This window comes from Actinoplanes sp. NPDC023801 (assembly GCF_040639655.1).
GTDB lineage: Bacteria > Actinomycetota > Actinomycetes > Mycobacteriales > Micromonosporaceae > Actinoplanes.
This window is the reverse complement of the sequence record NZ_JBFAAI010000022.1, coordinates 129949-146767: the sequence shown is the minus strand read 5'-3', so window position 1 is coordinate 146767 and position 16819 is coordinate 129949. Positions and strand designations below refer to the sequence as shown.

General features: G+C 70.3%; 14 protein-coding genes. 4 read left to right on the top strand and 10 right to left on the bottom strand.

The annotated features are described in order from the left end of the window. Nucleotides 1-376: 376 nt before the first annotated feature. A complete protein-coding gene (gene xylB, locus AB0G04_RS31795; RefSeq protein ID WP_360990203.1) occupies nt 377-1756 on the bottom strand; it encodes a xylulokinase in 1380 nt (459 codons plus the stop codon). Nucleotides 1757-1820: 64 nt separating this feature from the next. Further along, on the bottom strand, nt 1821-3008 hold the full coding sequence (gene xylA / locus AB0G04_RS31790) for a xylose isomerase (RefSeq protein ID WP_360990201.1): 1188 nt from the start codon (nt 3006-3008) through the stop codon (nt 1821-1823). A gap of 104 nt (nt 3009-3112) precedes the next feature. On the opposite strand from xylA, the gene AB0G04_RS31785 reads away from it, so the two are divergent. After that, a complete protein-coding gene (locus AB0G04_RS31785) occupies nt 3113-4243 on the top strand; it encodes an ROK family transcriptional regulator (RefSeq protein ID WP_360990208.1) in 1131 nt (376 codons plus the stop codon). Nucleotides 4244-4356: 113 nt separating this feature from the next. Here the strand turns inward: AB0G04_RS31785 and AB0G04_RS31780 are convergent, their stop codons facing one another. The 3 genes from AB0G04_RS31780 to AB0G04_RS31770 all read right to left on the bottom strand — a co-directional run bounded on the left by AB0G04_RS31780 (nt 4357) and on the right by AB0G04_RS31770 (nt 8293). Continuing rightward, nucleotides 4357-6084 carry a VWA domain-containing protein gene (locus AB0G04_RS31780; protein ID WP_360990198.1) on the bottom strand — a complete coding sequence of 576 codons (1728 nt, stop codon included), beginning with the start codon at nt 6082-6084 and terminating at the stop codon, nt 4357-4359. Between the two features lie 248 nt (nt 6085-6332). Continuing rightward, complete coding sequence (locus tag AB0G04_RS31775; RefSeq protein ID WP_360990195.1) at nt 6333-7391, bottom strand: lactonase family protein; 1059 nt, start codon at nt 7389-7391, stop codon at nt 6333-6335. A 113-nt stretch (nt 7392-7504) separates the two neighbouring features. Beyond that, complete coding sequence (locus AB0G04_RS31770; protein WP_360990192.1) at nt 7505-8293, bottom strand: hypothetical protein; 789 nt, start codon at nt 8291-8293, stop codon at nt 7505-7507. A gap of 147 nt (nt 8294-8440) precedes the next feature. On the opposite strand from AB0G04_RS31770, the gene AB0G04_RS31765 reads away from it, so the two are divergent. Continuing rightward, the gene (locus tag AB0G04_RS31765) at nt 8441-10141 is read left to right on the top strand and encodes a BTAD domain-containing putative transcriptional regulator (RefSeq protein ID WP_360990189.1); all 1701 of its coding nucleotides are present in this window, start codon (nt 8441-8443) and stop codon (nt 10139-10141) included. Here AB0G04_RS31765 and AB0G04_RS31760 read toward each other — a convergent pair. The 4 genes from AB0G04_RS31760 to AB0G04_RS31745 are packed head-to-tail and all read right to left on the bottom strand — an operon-like array spanning nt 10138 to nt 14344. Continuing rightward, a complete protein-coding gene (locus AB0G04_RS31760) occupies nt 10138-10737 on the bottom strand; it encodes an ATP/GTP-binding protein (RefSeq protein WP_360990186.1) in 600 nt (199 codons plus the stop codon). The two genes, AB0G04_RS31765 and AB0G04_RS31760, sit on opposite strands and share 4 nt — an antisense overlap. Continuing rightward, nucleotides 10718-11104: a DUF742 domain-containing protein gene (locus tag AB0G04_RS31755; RefSeq protein ID WP_360990184.1), complete on the bottom strand. Its 387-nt coding sequence runs from the start codon at nt 11102-11104 to the stop codon at nt 10718-10720. Before AB0G04_RS31755 ends, AB0G04_RS31760 begins: the two co-directional genes overlap by 20 nt. After that, nucleotides 11094-11516, bottom strand: a complete 423-nt coding sequence (locus tag AB0G04_RS31750) for a roadblock/LC7 domain-containing protein (protein ID WP_360990206.1) — start codon at nt 11514-11516, stop codon at nt 11094-11096. The genes AB0G04_RS31755 and AB0G04_RS31750 overlap by 11 nt, the downstream gene beginning before the upstream one ends. After that, nucleotides 11513-14344, bottom strand: coding sequence for a nitrate- and nitrite sensing domain-containing protein (locus AB0G04_RS31745; protein WP_360990181.1), 2832 nt, complete (start codon nt 14342-14344; stop codon nt 11513-11515). Before AB0G04_RS31745 ends, AB0G04_RS31750 begins: the two co-directional genes overlap by 4 nt. A gap of 340 nt (nt 14345-14684) precedes the next feature. Between AB0G04_RS31745 and AB0G04_RS31740 the strand changes: the two genes are divergently transcribed. Beyond that, nucleotides 14685-15290 carry a hypothetical protein gene (locus AB0G04_RS31740; RefSeq protein WP_360990178.1) on the top strand — a complete coding sequence of 202 codons (606 nt, stop codon included), beginning with the start codon at nt 14685-14687 and terminating at the stop codon, nt 15288-15290. Between the two features lie 13 nt (nt 15291-15303). Next, entirely contained in the window at nt 15304-16146 is an 843-nt protein-coding gene (locus AB0G04_RS31735) for a hypothetical protein (protein ID WP_360990176.1), read from the top strand. A gap of 28 nt (nt 16147-16174) precedes the next feature. On the opposite strand, the gene AB0G04_RS31730 is transcribed toward AB0G04_RS31735, so the two are convergent. After that, nucleotides 16175-16624, bottom strand: a complete 450-nt coding sequence (locus AB0G04_RS31730) for a hypothetical protein (RefSeq protein WP_360990173.1) — start codon at nt 16622-16624, stop codon at nt 16175-16177. Nucleotides 16625-16819 lie beyond the last annotated feature (195 nt).

Sequence of the window (16819 nt, the reverse complement as noted above, 5' to 3'; positions counted from 1 at the left end):
GTCGATGCACTTGCCACTCTTCTTCACGATCAGCTGATACGTCGTACCGGCCGTCGGGGCGGTCGCCGCGTTCGACGGCAACATCGAGTGCCCGATGAGTCCGGTGGGCACGACCAGTGCGGCCGCGACACCGAGCAGCTTCCGTGTCCGGAACTTTCTCTCTGCCACTGCGGTCCTTCCTTACGTGCTGGGGATGACGGCCGAGGGGGATCGACCGGTGTTCCTGTGCACGTAGATGCCGCGATCGCAGGGCGACAACAAAAACTTCAAGAAATTTCGCGGGTACGCCCGGAGCAGCGCCACGCCACGTCAGATCCCGCTGCGAGCCACCGCTGCCTCAGGACGGCTGAGACAGCGGTGGTGCACAGCTGGGGGTTCAGCCGCGGGCGGCGGCGTACTGCTCGCGGATCAACGGGACGCTGTCCGCCTCGTACACCTCAGGGGTCTCCGCGGACCAGACCGGCGGGAGCCCGCCGCCCGCGGTCACCCACGCCGCCTGCCGGGCCGCGCCGTCGGCCACGTACTCACCGGGCGGCGGTACCACGACCGGCTTGCCGAAGAGCGCGGGCGCGATGCGGCGGACCGCCTCGCTGCGTGCCCCGCCACCGACCAGGACGATCCGGTTCGCCTCGGCACCGGTCGCGACAAGTGCGTCGAGACCGTCGGCGAGAGCGCAGAGCATGCCCTCGACAGCGGCCCGGGCCAGGTGCGCCGGGGTCGACGTCCGCAGCGTGAGCCCGTGGATCGAGCCGGTGGCGTCCGGCCGGTTGGGGGTTCGCTCCCCCTCCAGGTAGGGCACCAGGACCAGCCCGCCCGCACCGGCCGTAGCCGACAACGCGAGCCGTGACAACTCGTCGTGATCGACGCCGAGCAGCTTGGCGGCGGCGTCGAGCACCCGCGCGGCGTTCAGCGTGACCACGATCGGCAGGAACCGGCCGGTGGTGTCGGCGAATCCGGCCACCGTCCCGGTCGGGTCGTTCGGCGCCACCTCCGAGGAGGCGAAGACCGTGCCGGACGTACCGATCGAGACGATCACGTCACCGGGGGCCGCGCCGGTGCCGAGGGCGGCCGCGGCGTTGTCCCCGGCGCCCGGGCCCAGTGGGGCACCGTTACGGAGGTGCCCGGCGATCCCGGTGGGGCCGAGCACCTCGGGGACGATCAGGTCCCGGCCGAACCCGAGTTCCAGCAGGTCGTGCCGGTACTGGTTGGTCTTCGCCGACCAGTAGAGCGTGCCGCTGGCGTCGCTGCGGTCGGTCTTGAGCTGGGAGATGTCCGAGCTTCCGGACAGTTTCCAGGTCAGCCAGTCGTGCGGCAGGCAGACCGCCGCCACCCGGGCCGCGTTGTCCGGCTCGTTGCGGGCCAGCCAGCGCAGCTTGGTCAGGGTGAAGCTGGCGACCGGCACGATACCGACCGCGTCCGCCCACCTGTCGCCGCCGCCGAGCTCCTCGATCAGGTCGGCGGCCGCACCGGCGCTGCGGGTGTCGTTCCACAGCAGCGCCGGCCGGACGACCTCGCCGTTCTCGTCGAGCGCGACCATGCCGTGCTGCTGCCCGGCGACCGAGGCGGCGGCCACGTCGTCCAGGCCGCCGGCCTCCTCGATCGCCTGCTGGAGCGCGGCCCACCAGGCATCCGGATGCACCTCGGTGCCGTCCGGATGCGAGGCACGGCCCTGCCGGACCAGTTTGCCGGTCTCAGCGTCTCGGATCACGACCTTGCACGACTGCGTCGAGCTGTCGATCCCGGCAACGAGAGCCATTACCCAGCCTCCCGCGGCATGTTCCTACGGCACTCGGGGTGCCGCTCGGAGCGGTCGACCATGCCTACCGCGCCCCGAGGACGTGCTCGATCGCCAGCTGGTTGAGCTTCACGAAGTGGTAGCCCTGGGCGCCGGCGGCCTCGGCGTCGTAGTCCTCGAACGCGGACCGGTCGGCGAGCAGGTCGGTGTAGGTCTCGCCGGGGTTCAGGGTCGGCTTGCCGAGCTCGGCGACCTTGGCCGCGGCCAGCGCCTCCTGCACCTCGGGGTCGGCGCGGAACGCCTTGGCCCGCTCCTTGAGCAGCAGGTACATCCGGATGTTGGCCTTGGCCGACTCCCAGACGCCGGTGAAGTCCTCGGTCCGCGACGGCTTGTAGTCGAAGTGGCGCGGGCCCTCGTAGGCGGGCGCCCCGTCGACGCCGCCGTTCTCCAGCAGGTCGACCAGGGAGAACGCGCTCAGCAGGTCGCCGTGGCCGAAGACCAGGTCCTGGTCGTACTTCGGGCCGTGCTGGCCGTTCAGGTCGATGTGGAAGAGCTTGCCGTGCCACAGCGCTTGGGCGATGCCCTGGGTGAAGTTGAGGCCGGCCATCTGCTCGTGGCCCACCTCGGGGTTGATGCCGAACAGCTCGGGCCGGTCGAGTTCCTGGGTGAACGCGATGGCGTGACCGGCGGTCGGGAGCAGGATGTCGCCGCGGGGCTCGTTCGGCTTGGGCTCGATGGCGAAGCGGAAGCCGTAGCCACGGTCCTCGGAGTACTGCGCGAGCAGGTTGAGCGCCTCGCGGTAGCGGTCGAGGGCGGCCTGCACGTCCTTGGCGGAGTCGTACTCGGCGCCCTCACGGCCGCCCCAGATGACCAGCGTCTTGGCGCCCAGCTCGGCGCCGAGGTCCATCTGGCGCAGCACCTTGCGCAGCGCGTAGCGACGGACCGAACGGTCGTTGCTGGTGAAGCCGCCGTCCTTGAACACCGGGTGGGTGAACAGGTTGGTGGTGACCATCGGCACGATCAGGCCGGTCTCGTCGAGCGCCTTCCTGAAGCCGGCGATGATGCCGTCCCGGGTCTGCGCGTCGGCGCCGAACGGGACGAGGTCGTCGTCGTGGAACGTGATGCCGTAGGCACCGATCTCGGCGAGTTTGTGGACCGCCTCGACCGGGTCGAGGGCCGGGCGGGTCGCGTCACCGAACGGGTCGCGGGCCTGCCAGCCGACGGTCCAGAGGCCGAAGGAGAACTTGTCGTCACGAGTGGGCTGGACGGACACGGGTAACCTCCCGGAAATTGTTTAGTGGTTGAATTATTTGACCGGGGTATGGCACTGTCAAGGGCGTGTTGAGCCCTTCCACGACTCCGGTGCGGCAGGCGAGCGTGCGGGCCCATAATCTCGCGCTAGTGCTGCACATCGTGGCGAACAGCACATCTCCGCCATCGCGGGCGGCAGTGGCGGCAGCCACCGGCCTCACTCGCGCGACCGTTTCTGCCCTTGTCGACGATCTAGTGGCGGGCGGACTACTGGTCGAGGTCGACCCGCCACCACGGATCGGCGCCGGGCGTCCCGCGGTCGGACTCGCCCTCACCTCCACCGGCCCGGCCGGGCTCGGACTGGAGATCAACGTCGACTATCTGGCCGCCTGCGTGGTCGACCTGACCGGCGCCGTGCGGCACCGCCACGTCGAGCACGCCGACCAGCGCCCGGCCGACCCCGCACAGGCGCTCACCGCACTCGGCCGGCTGGCCGCCACCGCGCGGCTCGCGGCCGAGGCCGACGGGCTCGTCGTCGCCGGGGCCGCGCTCGCCGTGCCCGGACTGGTCGCCGGCGGCCTGGTCCGGGTCGCGCCGAACCTGGCCTGGCAGGACGTGGACGCGGTGGCCGCGCTGCGCGCCGTCCCGGAACTCACCGACCTGCCGATCACCGTCGACAACGAGGCCAACCTGGCAGCTCTCGGCGAGCTGCGGGTGACCGGCGGCATCCCGGACCCGCGGGAACCGGGTCGCGACGGCGCGGGCACCGGGTCACCGGGCAACTCGTTCCTCTACGTCTCGGGTGAGATCGGCATCGGCGCGGGGCTGGTCATCGACGGTGAGCTGTATCGCGGAGTGCGCGGCTGGAGCGGCGAGATCGGGCACGTCACGGTCTATCCCGACGGACGGGCCTGCCGCTGCGGTGCGCGCGGCTGCCTCGAGCAGTACGCCGGACAGGAGGCGCTCACCGAGGACCAGCCACGGGCCGCCGCGGCCCTGGGAATCGCGCTCTCCGCTGTCGTCAACCTGCTGGATGTGCCGGTCATCGTGCTGGGCGGGGCCTACGCCCCGATCTTCTCGTCGCTGCGCGAGGGCATCGAGGCCGAACTGCGGGCGCGGGTGCTGACCTCGGGCCTCGCCCCCGTCACGTTACGCGCGGCGGCCCTCGGGCCGGATGCGGCGATGCGTGGCGCTGCCGACACGGTAATCCGGGCGGTACGGGAGGATCCCGCGGCCTGGCTCCGCCGGTTCGCCTGAGTTCCCGCGAACGTCGCGCGCGTCTCCCGTACCGCAAAGGGAAAGAGGCCGGAAAAGCGGCGGCCGCCGTCCCGGAAGACGGCGGCCGCTGATGTGTCTGGTGGTGGCGGTGCCTAGATGACGCCGGTCCGCGAGCCGATGGCCTGCGCGAAGATGCTGGTGATCAGGGTCGGGTCGGGTGCGAGGAAGACACCGCTGTTGCTGTTCGGGAGCGCGTCCCGCAGCATCTTCAGCTCTTCCACACTGACCTTGTCCCCGATGCCGATGAGCACGAGACGGATCGGCTTCTTCGGGTCCTGCGCCTTTTTGAGACCAGCGACGACCTGGTCTTTCGTGAGGCCCGCGGAGTTCTCGTTGGCGCCGTCCGTGAACAGGATCACCGAGTTGATCTTCTGCGCGGAGTAGTTCTTCTTCGCGTGCAGGTAGGCGTCGAGGACCGTGTCGTAGAGACCGGTGCCACCGTTCTCCTTCGGGTCCAGGTCGTTGATCGAGTCCTGCAGTTCCTCCCGGCCCCGCACCAGAGAGGTGATCGGGACGAGCTGCTTCCAGGCTTTGGTGCCGGACTCGTTGGTGGAGAACCGCCACACACCGACCGACCACTTGTTGCTGAAGAGCGAGAGGCCGACACTCGCGGCCTCCTGGGTCACCTGCGCCCGGCTCTTGCCACCGGCGGTCGGCACCGGCTCGGCCATCGAGCCGGAGGTGTCGAAGACGGTCAGCGCCTGTCCGGGCTTGGTGGTGGCGATCCAGCCACCGACCACCGCGCTCAGGTCAGCGCCGGTGAGGGCGGCCGACGCGGCCTTGCCGTCGGCGGATTTGGTCGCCGTGGCGGTGACGGCCGGGGACGCCTGGGGCGCGCCCATCGGAGCCGGGAAGTTGGCGCCGTAGGTGCCGTCGGGGGCCCGCAGACCGGCGGCGGCGAGCGCGTTCTTCGAACCGCCGTCGAGCAGCTGGTCGAGGAGTGCGTCCGCGGCCTGCGACTTCTTCGAGTCCACCACCTGCGGCATGATCGTGTACGGGTAGTCGAGCGGGGCCGGGCTCGGATCCATGTAGATGGCGCTGAGCGGGATGCCCGGACGCTCGGCGTTGTAGGCCACCACGTCCTCCTCGGACAGCGGCGCCGCGCTCACCGTGTTGGGACCGTTGAGGTCGCTCTCCGACTTCGGGAACTTGGCCAGCAGCTCCTCACGCAGCAGGGCCTTGTTGCTGTCCAGCGCGGTGAGGGCCCGTGACTTGGCCTTCAGAGCCTCGATGGGGTTGGCGCCGGCGACCGAGCTCGACGCCTGGCTGAGTGCCAGCAGGCTGGTCAGGCCGGACGCGTCCTGCGTCGGGTCCATGATGCCGACCTGCATCGGCTCGGCGGTGTTGAAGTTCGCCAGCAGATCGGTCCAGCCGATCTTCTTGTTCGGCCAGCCGAACTGCTTCGCGATCGGCTCGGGCATCGCCAGGACCAGCGGGCTCTGCGCGACCGAGGTGGCGGTGCGGGGCAGGAAGCCGGCGGCCTCGGTCTGCAGGCGCAGCAGCCAGGTCGACGAGTCCGGGATCCAGACATCGGGGGCCTGCACGGCGTCGGGTGCCGGCGGCAGACCGATGAGCGCGACGGAGTGGTCGCGGCTCACCGCACTGGCGATGGTCCCGGGGAGCTCGTCGGTGACGTCGACCGCGATGCAGGTGCCGTCAACAGCGGCGCCCGCCTTGGTCCACTGATCGGCGACCGTCTTGACGGCAGGCACGATCTCGGGAGCGGCGGCAACGGACAGTTTCACGGAACCCGTGCACGACGAGTTGGCGAACTGCTGGTAGCCCAGGTACGTCCCCGCAATTACGACGACTATCGCCATCGCACCTCCGACGACGCCCGCTCCCTTTGAGTTGAAGTTTCTACGATGGCGGCCAGACACGCGATCTATAGTGCGCATGTCCGAAGCTGAATGCCATATACGTTCGGACGAAAATTACTCAGATTGGCGCTTCCCGATCTAGAAAGCACGGAGCGTGACGTCGCCCTGCCGGAGGGTGCCAAGTTTGACCTGCGGCGTGCCGGGTTTGAGGCCAATAGTCACCGACACGCCGAAGTGTCCGATCTTCGTTATGGCCTGTTCATCGCCGGATTCCAGCGGAGCAGGCAGGTCGGGCTCGGTTCACCGGTCGGTTCACCTTGGACGCCCGGAATTCCGGTCTCCGGGTCGATGCGGAAAACGGTCACGTTGTGTGAACGTTGATTGGTTACGTAGAGGTGATCACCGAGCAGGACCATGTGCCTCGGCCACACCCCGTCGACCGGCACCTCGGCCACCAGACTCGCCTCCGTGCCGTCCCAGGCGAACGCCGAGACCGTGTCCGGGCCCCGGTTCGCCACATAGACGAATCGCCCGTCCCGCCCCATCGTGATCTCCGACGGATAGACCGGCCCGGCTGAGGTGCTGGCGGCCGTCTCACCGCGCTGCTCCAGCAGCGGGCCACCGGCCGGCCGGTACCAGCTGAGCGTTCCGCTCAGCTCGCCGACGAGCAGCAGGGCGCCGTCGGCCGAGCGGAGCAGATGGCGGGGGCCGGTGCCGGGCTTGGCCTCGACCGCGACCTCGGGCAGGCCCAGCCGGCCCGTGTTCGGGTCCAGGCGGGACCGCCACACCCGGTCCGACCCCAGGTCGGAGATGAAGACGTCGGCCCCGCTGCGGTCCGGGACCACCTGGTGGGCGTGCGGACCGGACTGGCGCTCGGCGTCCGGCCCCGAACCGGTCAGGGTGAGCAGGTCGCTGCGCTCGCCCGGGGCACCCTCGGCGTCGAGCGGGTGCACCGAGACCGAACCGCTCGCGTAGTTCGCGACCACCAGATGCCGGCCGTCCGCGGTCACCGCCAGGTGGCACGGATCCGAACCGCCGGTCGAGCGGGTCGTCATCGGGATCAGGGAGCAGTCCGGCGCCACCGCGAAGGCGGACACCGTGCCGTGGTCCAGTTCGTTCACCGCATACAGGACCGGAAGGGTGGGGTGCTGTGCGAGGAAGGAGGGCGAGGAGGTCCGCGCGGCCAGTCCCAGCCGGGTCAGTTCCCCGGTCCCCGGGTCACGCCGCAGGAGCGTGATGCCGTCCCCCTCACCCCCCTTGTCACCGGTGTAGCAGCCGACGAAGACGTACTCATGGTTTGAACCCATGTCCCCGATCCCATCACAGAACCGGGAGAACGCACGGCACGACACCACCCCCGGCGGCGCGGACCCCCGTTATCGCCCGCGCTGCCGGTGGTGGTGTCGTCAGCCGTGCCCGGTCAGCCGTTCAGAAGCTCGTAAGCGGCGGCCGGGGCAGCGACCACATCGATGGGTGCCTTGACCGGGGCGGCCGTGCCGTACCGGTCGTAGACGACCTCGTAGGTACCGGCCTTCACCTTGCCGGCGGCCGGGATCTTGACGACGGCCTTGGTGATCCGGCCCTCGGAATCCAGAGCAAGCTCCAGCGGTACGGCCTTCGCCTGCTCGCCGAGCGCCTTGAGGGTCGCGTCGTCCACGATCTCCGCCTCGGTCGCCCGGGTCAGGTCGGTGGTACCGGCGTAGACGCCCTTTCCGGTCTCCTTGAGGCCGGTGGCGGACTCGATCAGCGTGCTCACGTAGCCCGGGTCGCTCTCACCGTTGTAGGTGAGATCCTCCGAGGAGCCGGCGGACAGTTTCCCCGAATCCAGCTTCATCCACTTCCTCGGCAGCTTGGGCAGGCCGGAACCGGCCGGAGCGCCGCCGAACGAGATCTTCGCCCAGGCCTGCTTCCCGACCACCAGGAACTTCATCGTGAGGGTGAACCCACCCTCCTCGATGTCCTGGACGAAATCACTGGTGATCGCCTTGTTCGGCGCGTCCACCACACCGGAGAACGGCGATACACCGCCCTTGATCGTGTAGTGGAACACCGGGGTGCTCGTGGTCGGGACACCCTTGATCAGCGTGGTGGTCGCGGAGACCTCCTCGACCGTCTCCTGAACCGTCTCGGTGACGCCGCAGGCGGTCAGGCCGGCAGCGCCGATCAACAGTGCGCCGGTCGCGGCCAGGCGCTTGGCGAGAACGTTCATCAATTCGTCTTCCTCACGGCGGGTACGCAATGCGTTTGATGGGACGAAGCCTCCAGAAGACGACTGCCGATGCGCTGCGGCTATGCTGCTGCCGGCTGCGGTTCTGCTGCCGGAAAAGGGAAACCGCAGCTCAGACAGGGGGTGCCGATGAACGGGGAAGCGGCCGCCAGCCCGCTGCGTTTCGAGATCCTGGGCGTGGTCCGCGCCTTCCGGGGAAGCCGGCAGCTCGATCTGGGCCCCGCCAAACAGCGGGCCGTCCTCGCCGTGCTGCTGCTGAACCCGGGCCGGCCCGTCCCGACCCACCGCATCGTCGACGCGGTCTGGGGCGACGATCCACCGGAGAACGGCACCAACGTCGTCCAGAAGTACGTGGCCGGTCTGCGGCGGGTCCTGGACCCCGACCGGTCCCCGCGCACTCCCGGCGAGTTGCTCGCGCTCACCGACGGCGGCTATGTGCTGCGGGCGACCTCGCTCGACGCCGAGGACTTCCGCAACGGGCTGGCCCGCGCCGACGCCGAACGCCGGGCCGGTCATCTCGAGGAGGCCGCCCGGATCGCCCGGCTCGCCCTCGAACTCTGGAACGGTGAGGCGCTCGGCGGCCTGACCGGCCCGGTCTTCGACTCCGCACGGACGCGGCTGGTCGAGGAACGCGCCAGCGCCTGGGAGATGTGGGCGGAGATCGAACTGTCCCGCGGCGGCTTCGCGGGGCTGGTCTCCGAACTCTCCCGCCTGGTGCAGGAGTTCCCGCTGCGCGAGGGCCTGCGGGCGCAGCTGATGATCGCGCTGCACCGGAGCGGGCGGCAGGCCGAGGCGCTGGCCGTGTTCCGGGACGCCCGCGAGTACCTTCTGGCCGAACTGGGCGTCGAACCGGGCGAACGCCTGCAGGAGACGCACCGGCGGATCCTGCGCAACGAGCCGTTCCCCGGACCGGCGGCACCACCGGCCGTGCCACCCTCGGCACCACCACCGTCGGTCGCCACGCCACCGGCGTCACCGCCACCGGCCGCACCGGTCACCGCCGCACCGATGCCGGTACCCCCGATTCCGGCCGTGCAGATTCCGGCCGTGCAGATCCCGGCTCCCCGGCCGCCGTCCGACCCGATGCCGGCGGCCGTCCAGCCGTACTCGCCGGCGCCTCCACCGCACGCGCTGATGCCGGGGCTGCCGTTCGCACCGCGCCGGCACGGATTCTCCTGGGCCGAGGTGATCCTCGCCGCCGCGCTGCCGCTCGTGACGTGCTCGCTGGGCAGCTGGCTCTACTTCGCCTACGCGGCGTTCCAGCGGCGCACGGCCCGCGACGCACTCGTCGCCTCCGGCTACTTCCTCGCGGTCATCGGCGTACTCGTCCTCGAGATGATCGACCCCAGTGACCCGGACGCCGCACTCCTCTCGGACGCCGAGACGATCGGGATCCTCCTGGCACTCGCCCTGATCGCCGTCGCCGCGGCCCACGGCGCGCTACTGGCCGCCCACCCCGGCGACTCCCGGCGCTCCCGCGCCCAGCGGGAGCTGGCCCGGATGTACGCGACGTTCCACCCGGCCGCGGCCCGTCAGGCCGGCATCGGCAGGCCCGATCTCATGCGCTCCTTCGACGACGGCGGCCTGGTCGACCTCAACCACGCTCCGGCACAGGAGATCGCCCGGCTGCACGGTATGAACCCGATCGAGGCGCACCGGATCGCCGTCGACCGCTACGAGAACGGGCCGTACCGCGGTCCGGAGGACCTGGTGCTCCGCGGACTGCTGCGCCCCAGGACGCTGCAACGCCTGGCGCCGTGGCTGATCTGCGTCCCGCCCGAGGTGCCGGTCCGGGCCGAGGCACCGGCCCCGGGCCCGGATTACCTCTAGCGGCTCGCGGCCGCGGCCAGCTGACGGCGGGCCACGTACTCCACCAGCTCGATCAGCACGTTGCGGGCGGAACCCTGATCACGGGCGTCGAAGAGGACGACCGGCACACCCGGGTCCAGGTCGAGCGCCCGCGCGACCGCCTCCGGCGCGTAGCGGTGCTCGGTGTCGAAGCAGTTCACCGCCACGACGAACGGGGTGCCGCGCTGCTCGAAGTAGTCGATCGACGGGAAGCAGTCGGCCAGCCGCCGGGTGTCGGCCAGCACCACGGCACCGAGCGCGCCCTGTGACAGCTCGTCCCAGAGGAACCAGAACCGATCCTGCCCCGGCGTACCGAACAGGTAGAGCTGCAGATCCTCGGTGATGGTGATGCGGCCGAAGTCCATGGTGACCGTCGTGGTGGTCTTGGTCTCCACGCCGGAGACGTCGTCGGCGCCCTCGGCACCGGTCAGGACCTCTTCGGTCTGCAACGGCCGGATCTCACTGACCGATCCGACCATTGTGGTCTTGCCCGCTCCGAACCCACCCGCGATGAGGATCTTGAGAGCTACGGGAATGCGCGACGATCCGCCGTTGCGGTCAGAGCGCACGGAGTCCATTGACAACCGCCTTGAGTACGTCGACGTCATGCGGCTGGGTTGCAGCCGGGGGTTCGTACAGTGAGATCAGACCCGCTGAGCGTAGATCACCGAGAAAGACCCGGACGACGCCGACCGACAGGTCGAGCTGGGAAGCCAGCTCGACCACGGAGATCGGTTCCCAGGCCGCGGCCACGATGGCGTGGTGCTCCGGCTGCAACTGCTGCCCCGACATGAGGTCGGGCACGGTCGCTACGACGAACGCGACCAGGTCGAAGTCACAGTCCGCCGGGGCGACGCGTCCCTGGGTCATCGCATAGGGGCGCACCACCGGGCCCGCGTCGTTGTCCAGCCAGTCGTGAGTCACACGCGGCTGCTCAGAAGACATCGGACGGTGTCAGTACCGTCCGTTCGGGGGCGGCCATGGTCTGGCCGACCCGAGTGACAAGCATCGCCATCTCGTAGGCGATCAGGCCCAGATCGGCGTCGGCGGACGCGAGTACGGCCAGGCACGCGCCCTGTCCGGCGGCGGTGACGAAGAGGAAGGCCTCCTCCATCTCCACCACCGTCTGACGGACCTGGCCGGCCTCGAAATGCCGGCTCGCCCCCTTGGCCAGGCTCTGGAATCCGGCCGCCATCGCCGAGAGATGCTCCGCGTCCTCGCGGTCCATCGCAGCCGAGGAACCGAGCATCAGGCCGTCGGCCGAGAGGACCACCGCCTGCTGTGCGGTTGGCACGCGTTCGACGAGGTCGTCGAGGAGCCAGGTGAGATTCGCGCTCTGCTTCGTCTGTGCCACTATGCGTCCTTCTCCAGCATGAGGTTCTCCCCGGGACCATCGGCGTGTTCGCCGTTCACGCCGGCCTCCGGCCCGGATGGTGCTTTCTTCCCGCCCACCGCGGAGTCCGCGAGAGCCGGAAAACTGACGGTAGCCGCATCGGAGATCGTCGCGTCGTCAGGCTCCGCGGCGTGTCCGCCGGCCGTTGGCCCGGGGGCACCGGGCTCCTCCCGGGCCGCATCGGCGCGACCACGGTTGGTACCCAGCTGCAGGGCGCTCATCAAGGAACGCACCTGTTCCGGGCTCCGCGCGGGAACAGTCGACTCGGCCTCCACGACCGGCGCACGCAGCTGCGGCGCCAGATTCGCCTGCCGGACCCGGCGGGGCAGGCCGTCGTCGCCGATGACGATCTCCCCCGTCCTCTCCCCGACGGGCTCGGTGGTCCCCTTCACCCCGGCCGGTGAAGCGATGCCGACGGCCGGCGAGGCGAGATCGGCGGCCGGCGGCGCGAGATCGGCACGCGGCGCAAGATCGGCAGGCGGCGCGAGATCGGCGGGCGCCGAGTTCCGCGGCACCGCCCGAGGCACGCCGCCCGGCAGACCCGCCGCCAACTCGTCCAGCACCGACAGATCGATCGTCTTGTCCGCCTCGGCGGAGCCGTTCACGGCCGGCGCCGGCAGGGTGGGCTTGCGCGTCCGCCGGCGTTGCACCAGCCCCTCCGCGCTCAGTTCGGCCGCGACCGTGCTCGGCGCCGGACCGGTGAGCTCCGGGACCGACCGGTGATGACCGTTGAGTGCCGGTGTGCCGGCGCCCGCCGGGGCCGGGGTGTCGTCCGACGCGCTCCGGCGGCCGGTTGCGGTGACCTGCCGCAGCTCACCGCTGCCCTGCCACTGCAGGGCCGCCAGCGAGTCGCGGGACGGGTCGTCGTTGCCCGAGCCCACCAGCGGGCCCGGCGGCATGGGCTGACCGCCGGTACCCGGGCCGGAGACCAGCTCACCGGGAAGCAGGACCACCGCGGTGATTCCGCCGTACGCCGACGCGCGCAGCGAGACCCGGATGTTGTGCCGCTGTGCGAGCTGGGCCACCACGAACAGCCCGAGCCGGGCGCTGTCGGCCGGGTCGAAGTCGGGCGGCTCGACCAGACGCCGGTTCGCCACCTCGATCGCCTCCGGCGTCATGCCCAGGCCGCGGTCCTCGATCTCGACGGCGTAGCCGTTCGGCAGAACCTGGCCGGTCACCTGGACCCGGGTGTGCGGCGGGGAGTACGACGCGGCGTTCTCGATCAGTTCGGCGAGCAGGTGGATCACGTCACCGACGGAACGGCCGACCAGCGCGGACGTGGCAATCGTCCGGATGTCGACCCGCTTGTAGTCCTCGACCTCACTGATCGCGCCACGGACCACGTCGATCACCGGCACCGGGTTGCGCCAGCCGCGGCCCGGGGCCGCACCGGCCAGGATGACCAGGTCCTCGGCGTGCCGCCGCATGCGGGTGGCGAGGTGGTCGACGCGGTAGAGGTCCTCGAGCTCCTGCGGGTCGGTCTCGCGACGCTCCATCTTGTCCAGCAGCGACAGCTGACGGTGCAGCAGCGTCTGGCTGCGCCGGGCGATGTTGAGGAAGACCTCGTTGATGCCGCGCCGGACGTTGGCCTCCTCGACCGCGGACTGCACGGCCGTACGCTGCACGTTGTTGAAGGCATGGCCGAGCTGGCCGATCTCGTCCGCGCCGTACTCCAGCGGCGGCGTCTCGACGTCCACGTCGACCATCTCGCCGCGCTGCAGGCGCCGCACCACCGAGGGCAGCCGTTCCGAGGCGAGTTCCAGGGCGTCGCGCCGCAGCCGGATCAGGCGGCCGACCAGCGAGCGGCCGAGGCGGACCGAGACGTAGACCGAGGCGCCCAGGGCGACCAGGCCGAGGATCGCGCCGACGCCGAGCTTGCCGAGGATGTCCACCGCGAACGGGACGGCGTCGCGGGACACCTGCTGGATCGACCGTTCACCGAAGAGCCTCAGCTCCTGGGCCGCGTAGTCATAGGCGTGCTGCCACTCGGTGCCGGACACCGGTGGCGGACCACCGGTGTAACTCTGCGCCAGCAGCTTGTTCTGCATGATGTCGAGATCGATGAAGGTCGGATGGGTGACCAGCCGGGCGTAGTCGTTCTGCACGCTCTCCGGCATGTCGGCCACACCGGAGACGAGCAGGTAACGCTCGATGCCGATGTACTCGATCAGGACCTGGCGGGTCTTGGCGTCGATGCGGCCGTCGGCGTTGGCACCGGCCAGCAGCGCGTCGATGCGGCTGAGGTACTCCAGACCCCGGAAGGTAGCGATGACGCCACGGACCTCGCGGTCCACCCGCTCGTGGAAGAAGACCGCGGCGGTACGGGAGACGTCGAACGCGACCTCGATGATCGTGTCGTACTTCTGGGCCAGATAGAGGTAGCTGGTCTTGCGCGCGTCGACCTCCTGACGCAGCGCCGGCAGCTCGTTCACCCTGCTGAAGAAGGTGTCGACCTCGGAGCGGAGGTCCTCGGTCATGTCCGTGGCGGCGGCCTGGCGCTTGAACTCGTCGAGGATCAGGTCGGTGGCGCCGCGTTCCCGGTCCAGCTCGGTCTTCGCCGGGCGGGTGGTGGCCTGGTAGATCGCCGAGAAGTGCCGCTCGCGCTGCAACTGGGTGATCAGCCGCAGGCCGGGGTCACCCAGCCTTTGCACCGCGTCCCGCGCGTTGAGCAGCGTGAAGGCCGGGCCGGCGGTCACCGCGGTCGCGAAGATCCAGATCGCGAGCAGTGCGGACAGCGGCACCGCGACCATCGCGATGATCTTCGAACGGATCGACCAGTTGCGGCTTCTCATCAAGCTCCGCCCGAGGGGTTCGGCAGGGAACGATCAGCGTCTCGCCCGTGACTCCGGCCCTCTTGGAGGGGGAAACGACCGGATCGCCCGTGGCGTGCGCTCCGGAAGAATACGTAATGACGTCCGTCTCAGCTAGTTCCCGGAGCCGGTCGATCGCGGTTGTCCCTCCTGTTTGTCCTGCCAGAGCGGCTCACGATCTTTTTCTCATCGATCGTCGGCCTTATGACAGCGGGGTTCCGTTGCGGTGCCCGATTACGACCTTGGCGCGCGTTGTTCGTACCGGGGGGATTGGCGCGGGGTGCCGGTTGGGAATACAGGCGGTGGAAGAAGGAGGAACCTGATGTCCGGCACCGCCACCATCATCCTGATCGTCGTCGCACTGCTCGTCGTGGCCGCGATCGTGTTCGGCGTCCAGGCCGCGCGCCGTCGCCGGCTGCGGCAGACCTTCGGCCCCGAGTACGACCGCGTCGTCGCCGACACCGGCAACCGCACCGAGGCGGAGAAGGAACTGCTCGAGCGCACCAAGCGGCATGCGCGCCTGGAGCTGAAGCCGCTCTCCGCCGAGTCCCGCGCCCGCTACTCCGCCGCCTGGGAAGAGGTCCAGATCCGTTTCGTGGACAACCCGGGCGAGGCGGTCTCGACCGCCGACGAGCTTGTCACCCGCCTGATCGCCGAGCGGGGTTACCCGACCGGCGACTACGACGAGCGGCTCGCCGACCTGTCCGTCGAGCACGCCGCCACCCTCGAGCACTACCGCGCCGCCCACGACATCAGCCGCCGCAGCCGGGACGGTGCGGCCGAGACCGAGGACCTGCGTCAGGCGCTGGTCCACTACCGCGCGCTCTTCGCCGACCTGCTCGGTGAGGACCCCGTCGCGCACACCACGCCCGCACCGCGGCCGGCCGCGGACGACACCGTCCCGAACACCGACACCACGACCCGCTGAGGAGGCTCCACCGATGCGCTTCTTCTCCAACGAGGCTCAGGAGAACGCCGACGACAAGGCGGGCGACCGCGCCGCACACGCCCCGGCCCAGCCGGCGGCCGTGCCACAGCAGCGGGCCGGATCGCCGTGGCAGCACGACACCGACCCGGTGCCGCAGCCGGCCGCGGTGGGGATGTCACCCGTCGGCGACGCCGGCAAGGTGCAGCCCCCGGCGGACGCGACCGCCGAGCAGGAGGCCCGGCACCACGACACCGAGGACGAGGCCGCGGACCGGACGAAGTCCGAGCACCGGGACGCAACCGACCCGGACCGGATCGATGTGGCCCTGGAGGACCGCGGGACTTTCGACGACCCGCACCTGGCCGGCGACAAGACCGGGGACAAGTCTGAGGACAAGACCGCCGAGAAGTCCGGGGACACGGTCAAGGACAAGGCCGGGGACCACACCGGGGACAAGTTCGACGACGAGTTCGAGGACACGGCCGCGGATCACGACTCCCGCCCGGCCGGGGACAGCGAGCCGCGTCTGACCGAGGCCGGCGACCGGGGAACCGACTCCGGGACGACCCTCCCCGGGCCCGGGGCAACGATGCCGTCCGGCCCCACGCCGTTCTTCCCGTCCACCGACACCCAGCCGTTGCGGGACCGCTGGCGCGACGTCCAGCTCCGCTTCGTCGACGACCCGAAGGGCGCCACCAACGAGGCCGCCGGGCTGGTCGACGAGGCCGTGGACAAGCTGTCCCAGGCGTTGCGCGACCATCGTGGATCGCTTGCCAAGGGCTCCGACGACACCGAGTCGCTGCGGGTCGAGCTGCGTAGTTACCGCGACATCCTGGACCGCCTGCTCGGCCTCTGAGCCGCCGGCCGACAAGGAGGGAGAGCCGTCACGGCTCTTCCTCCTTCGTCGATTCCGGGCTCACCGAGACATCGGGCGCCGGACTGTCCCTGGTGGACGGATCGGTGGAAGGGTCCTCCGACGGCGAGGCCGGCGCGGACGCCGAGAGCGACGCCGACGGTGTCAGGGACCACGACTCGGGCGGGCGCGGCGGCACGGTCCGTTCCCGGCTCGGGCGTTCGGTGGCCACCAGCTTCGGCACCGGCGAGGTCCCGGTCGACGGCGTGTACGAGTACGTGATCACCGGCTCGTCATCGGCCAGGTCGCCCGCTCCGGCGCCGCCGAAGTCCAGGTCGACGCCGGGGAACTGTTCGTCGACCGGCGCGGGACGCTGGCCGGGGGCGAGATTGACGGCGCCGAGCTGGGCACCGAGCCACATCGCCGGGCCGAGACCCACCGCGATGATGGCTCCGAAGAGCGCCAACGGCCCTCGTTCCATGACGGCCTCCCCCGTTACGCCAGACGATCGTCCTGCCTCACCCGGGACCCTGCTACCCAGTCGGGATGTCGGCGAAGCGAACAATCGCTGAGGCCATTGTGACCCGAAGTGACGTAACGATTACCGATTCGTCGCACACGCGACTGGGCACACTTTCGGGTACGCGGGAGCCTCCCCGAGGGTTCAGCCGATCAC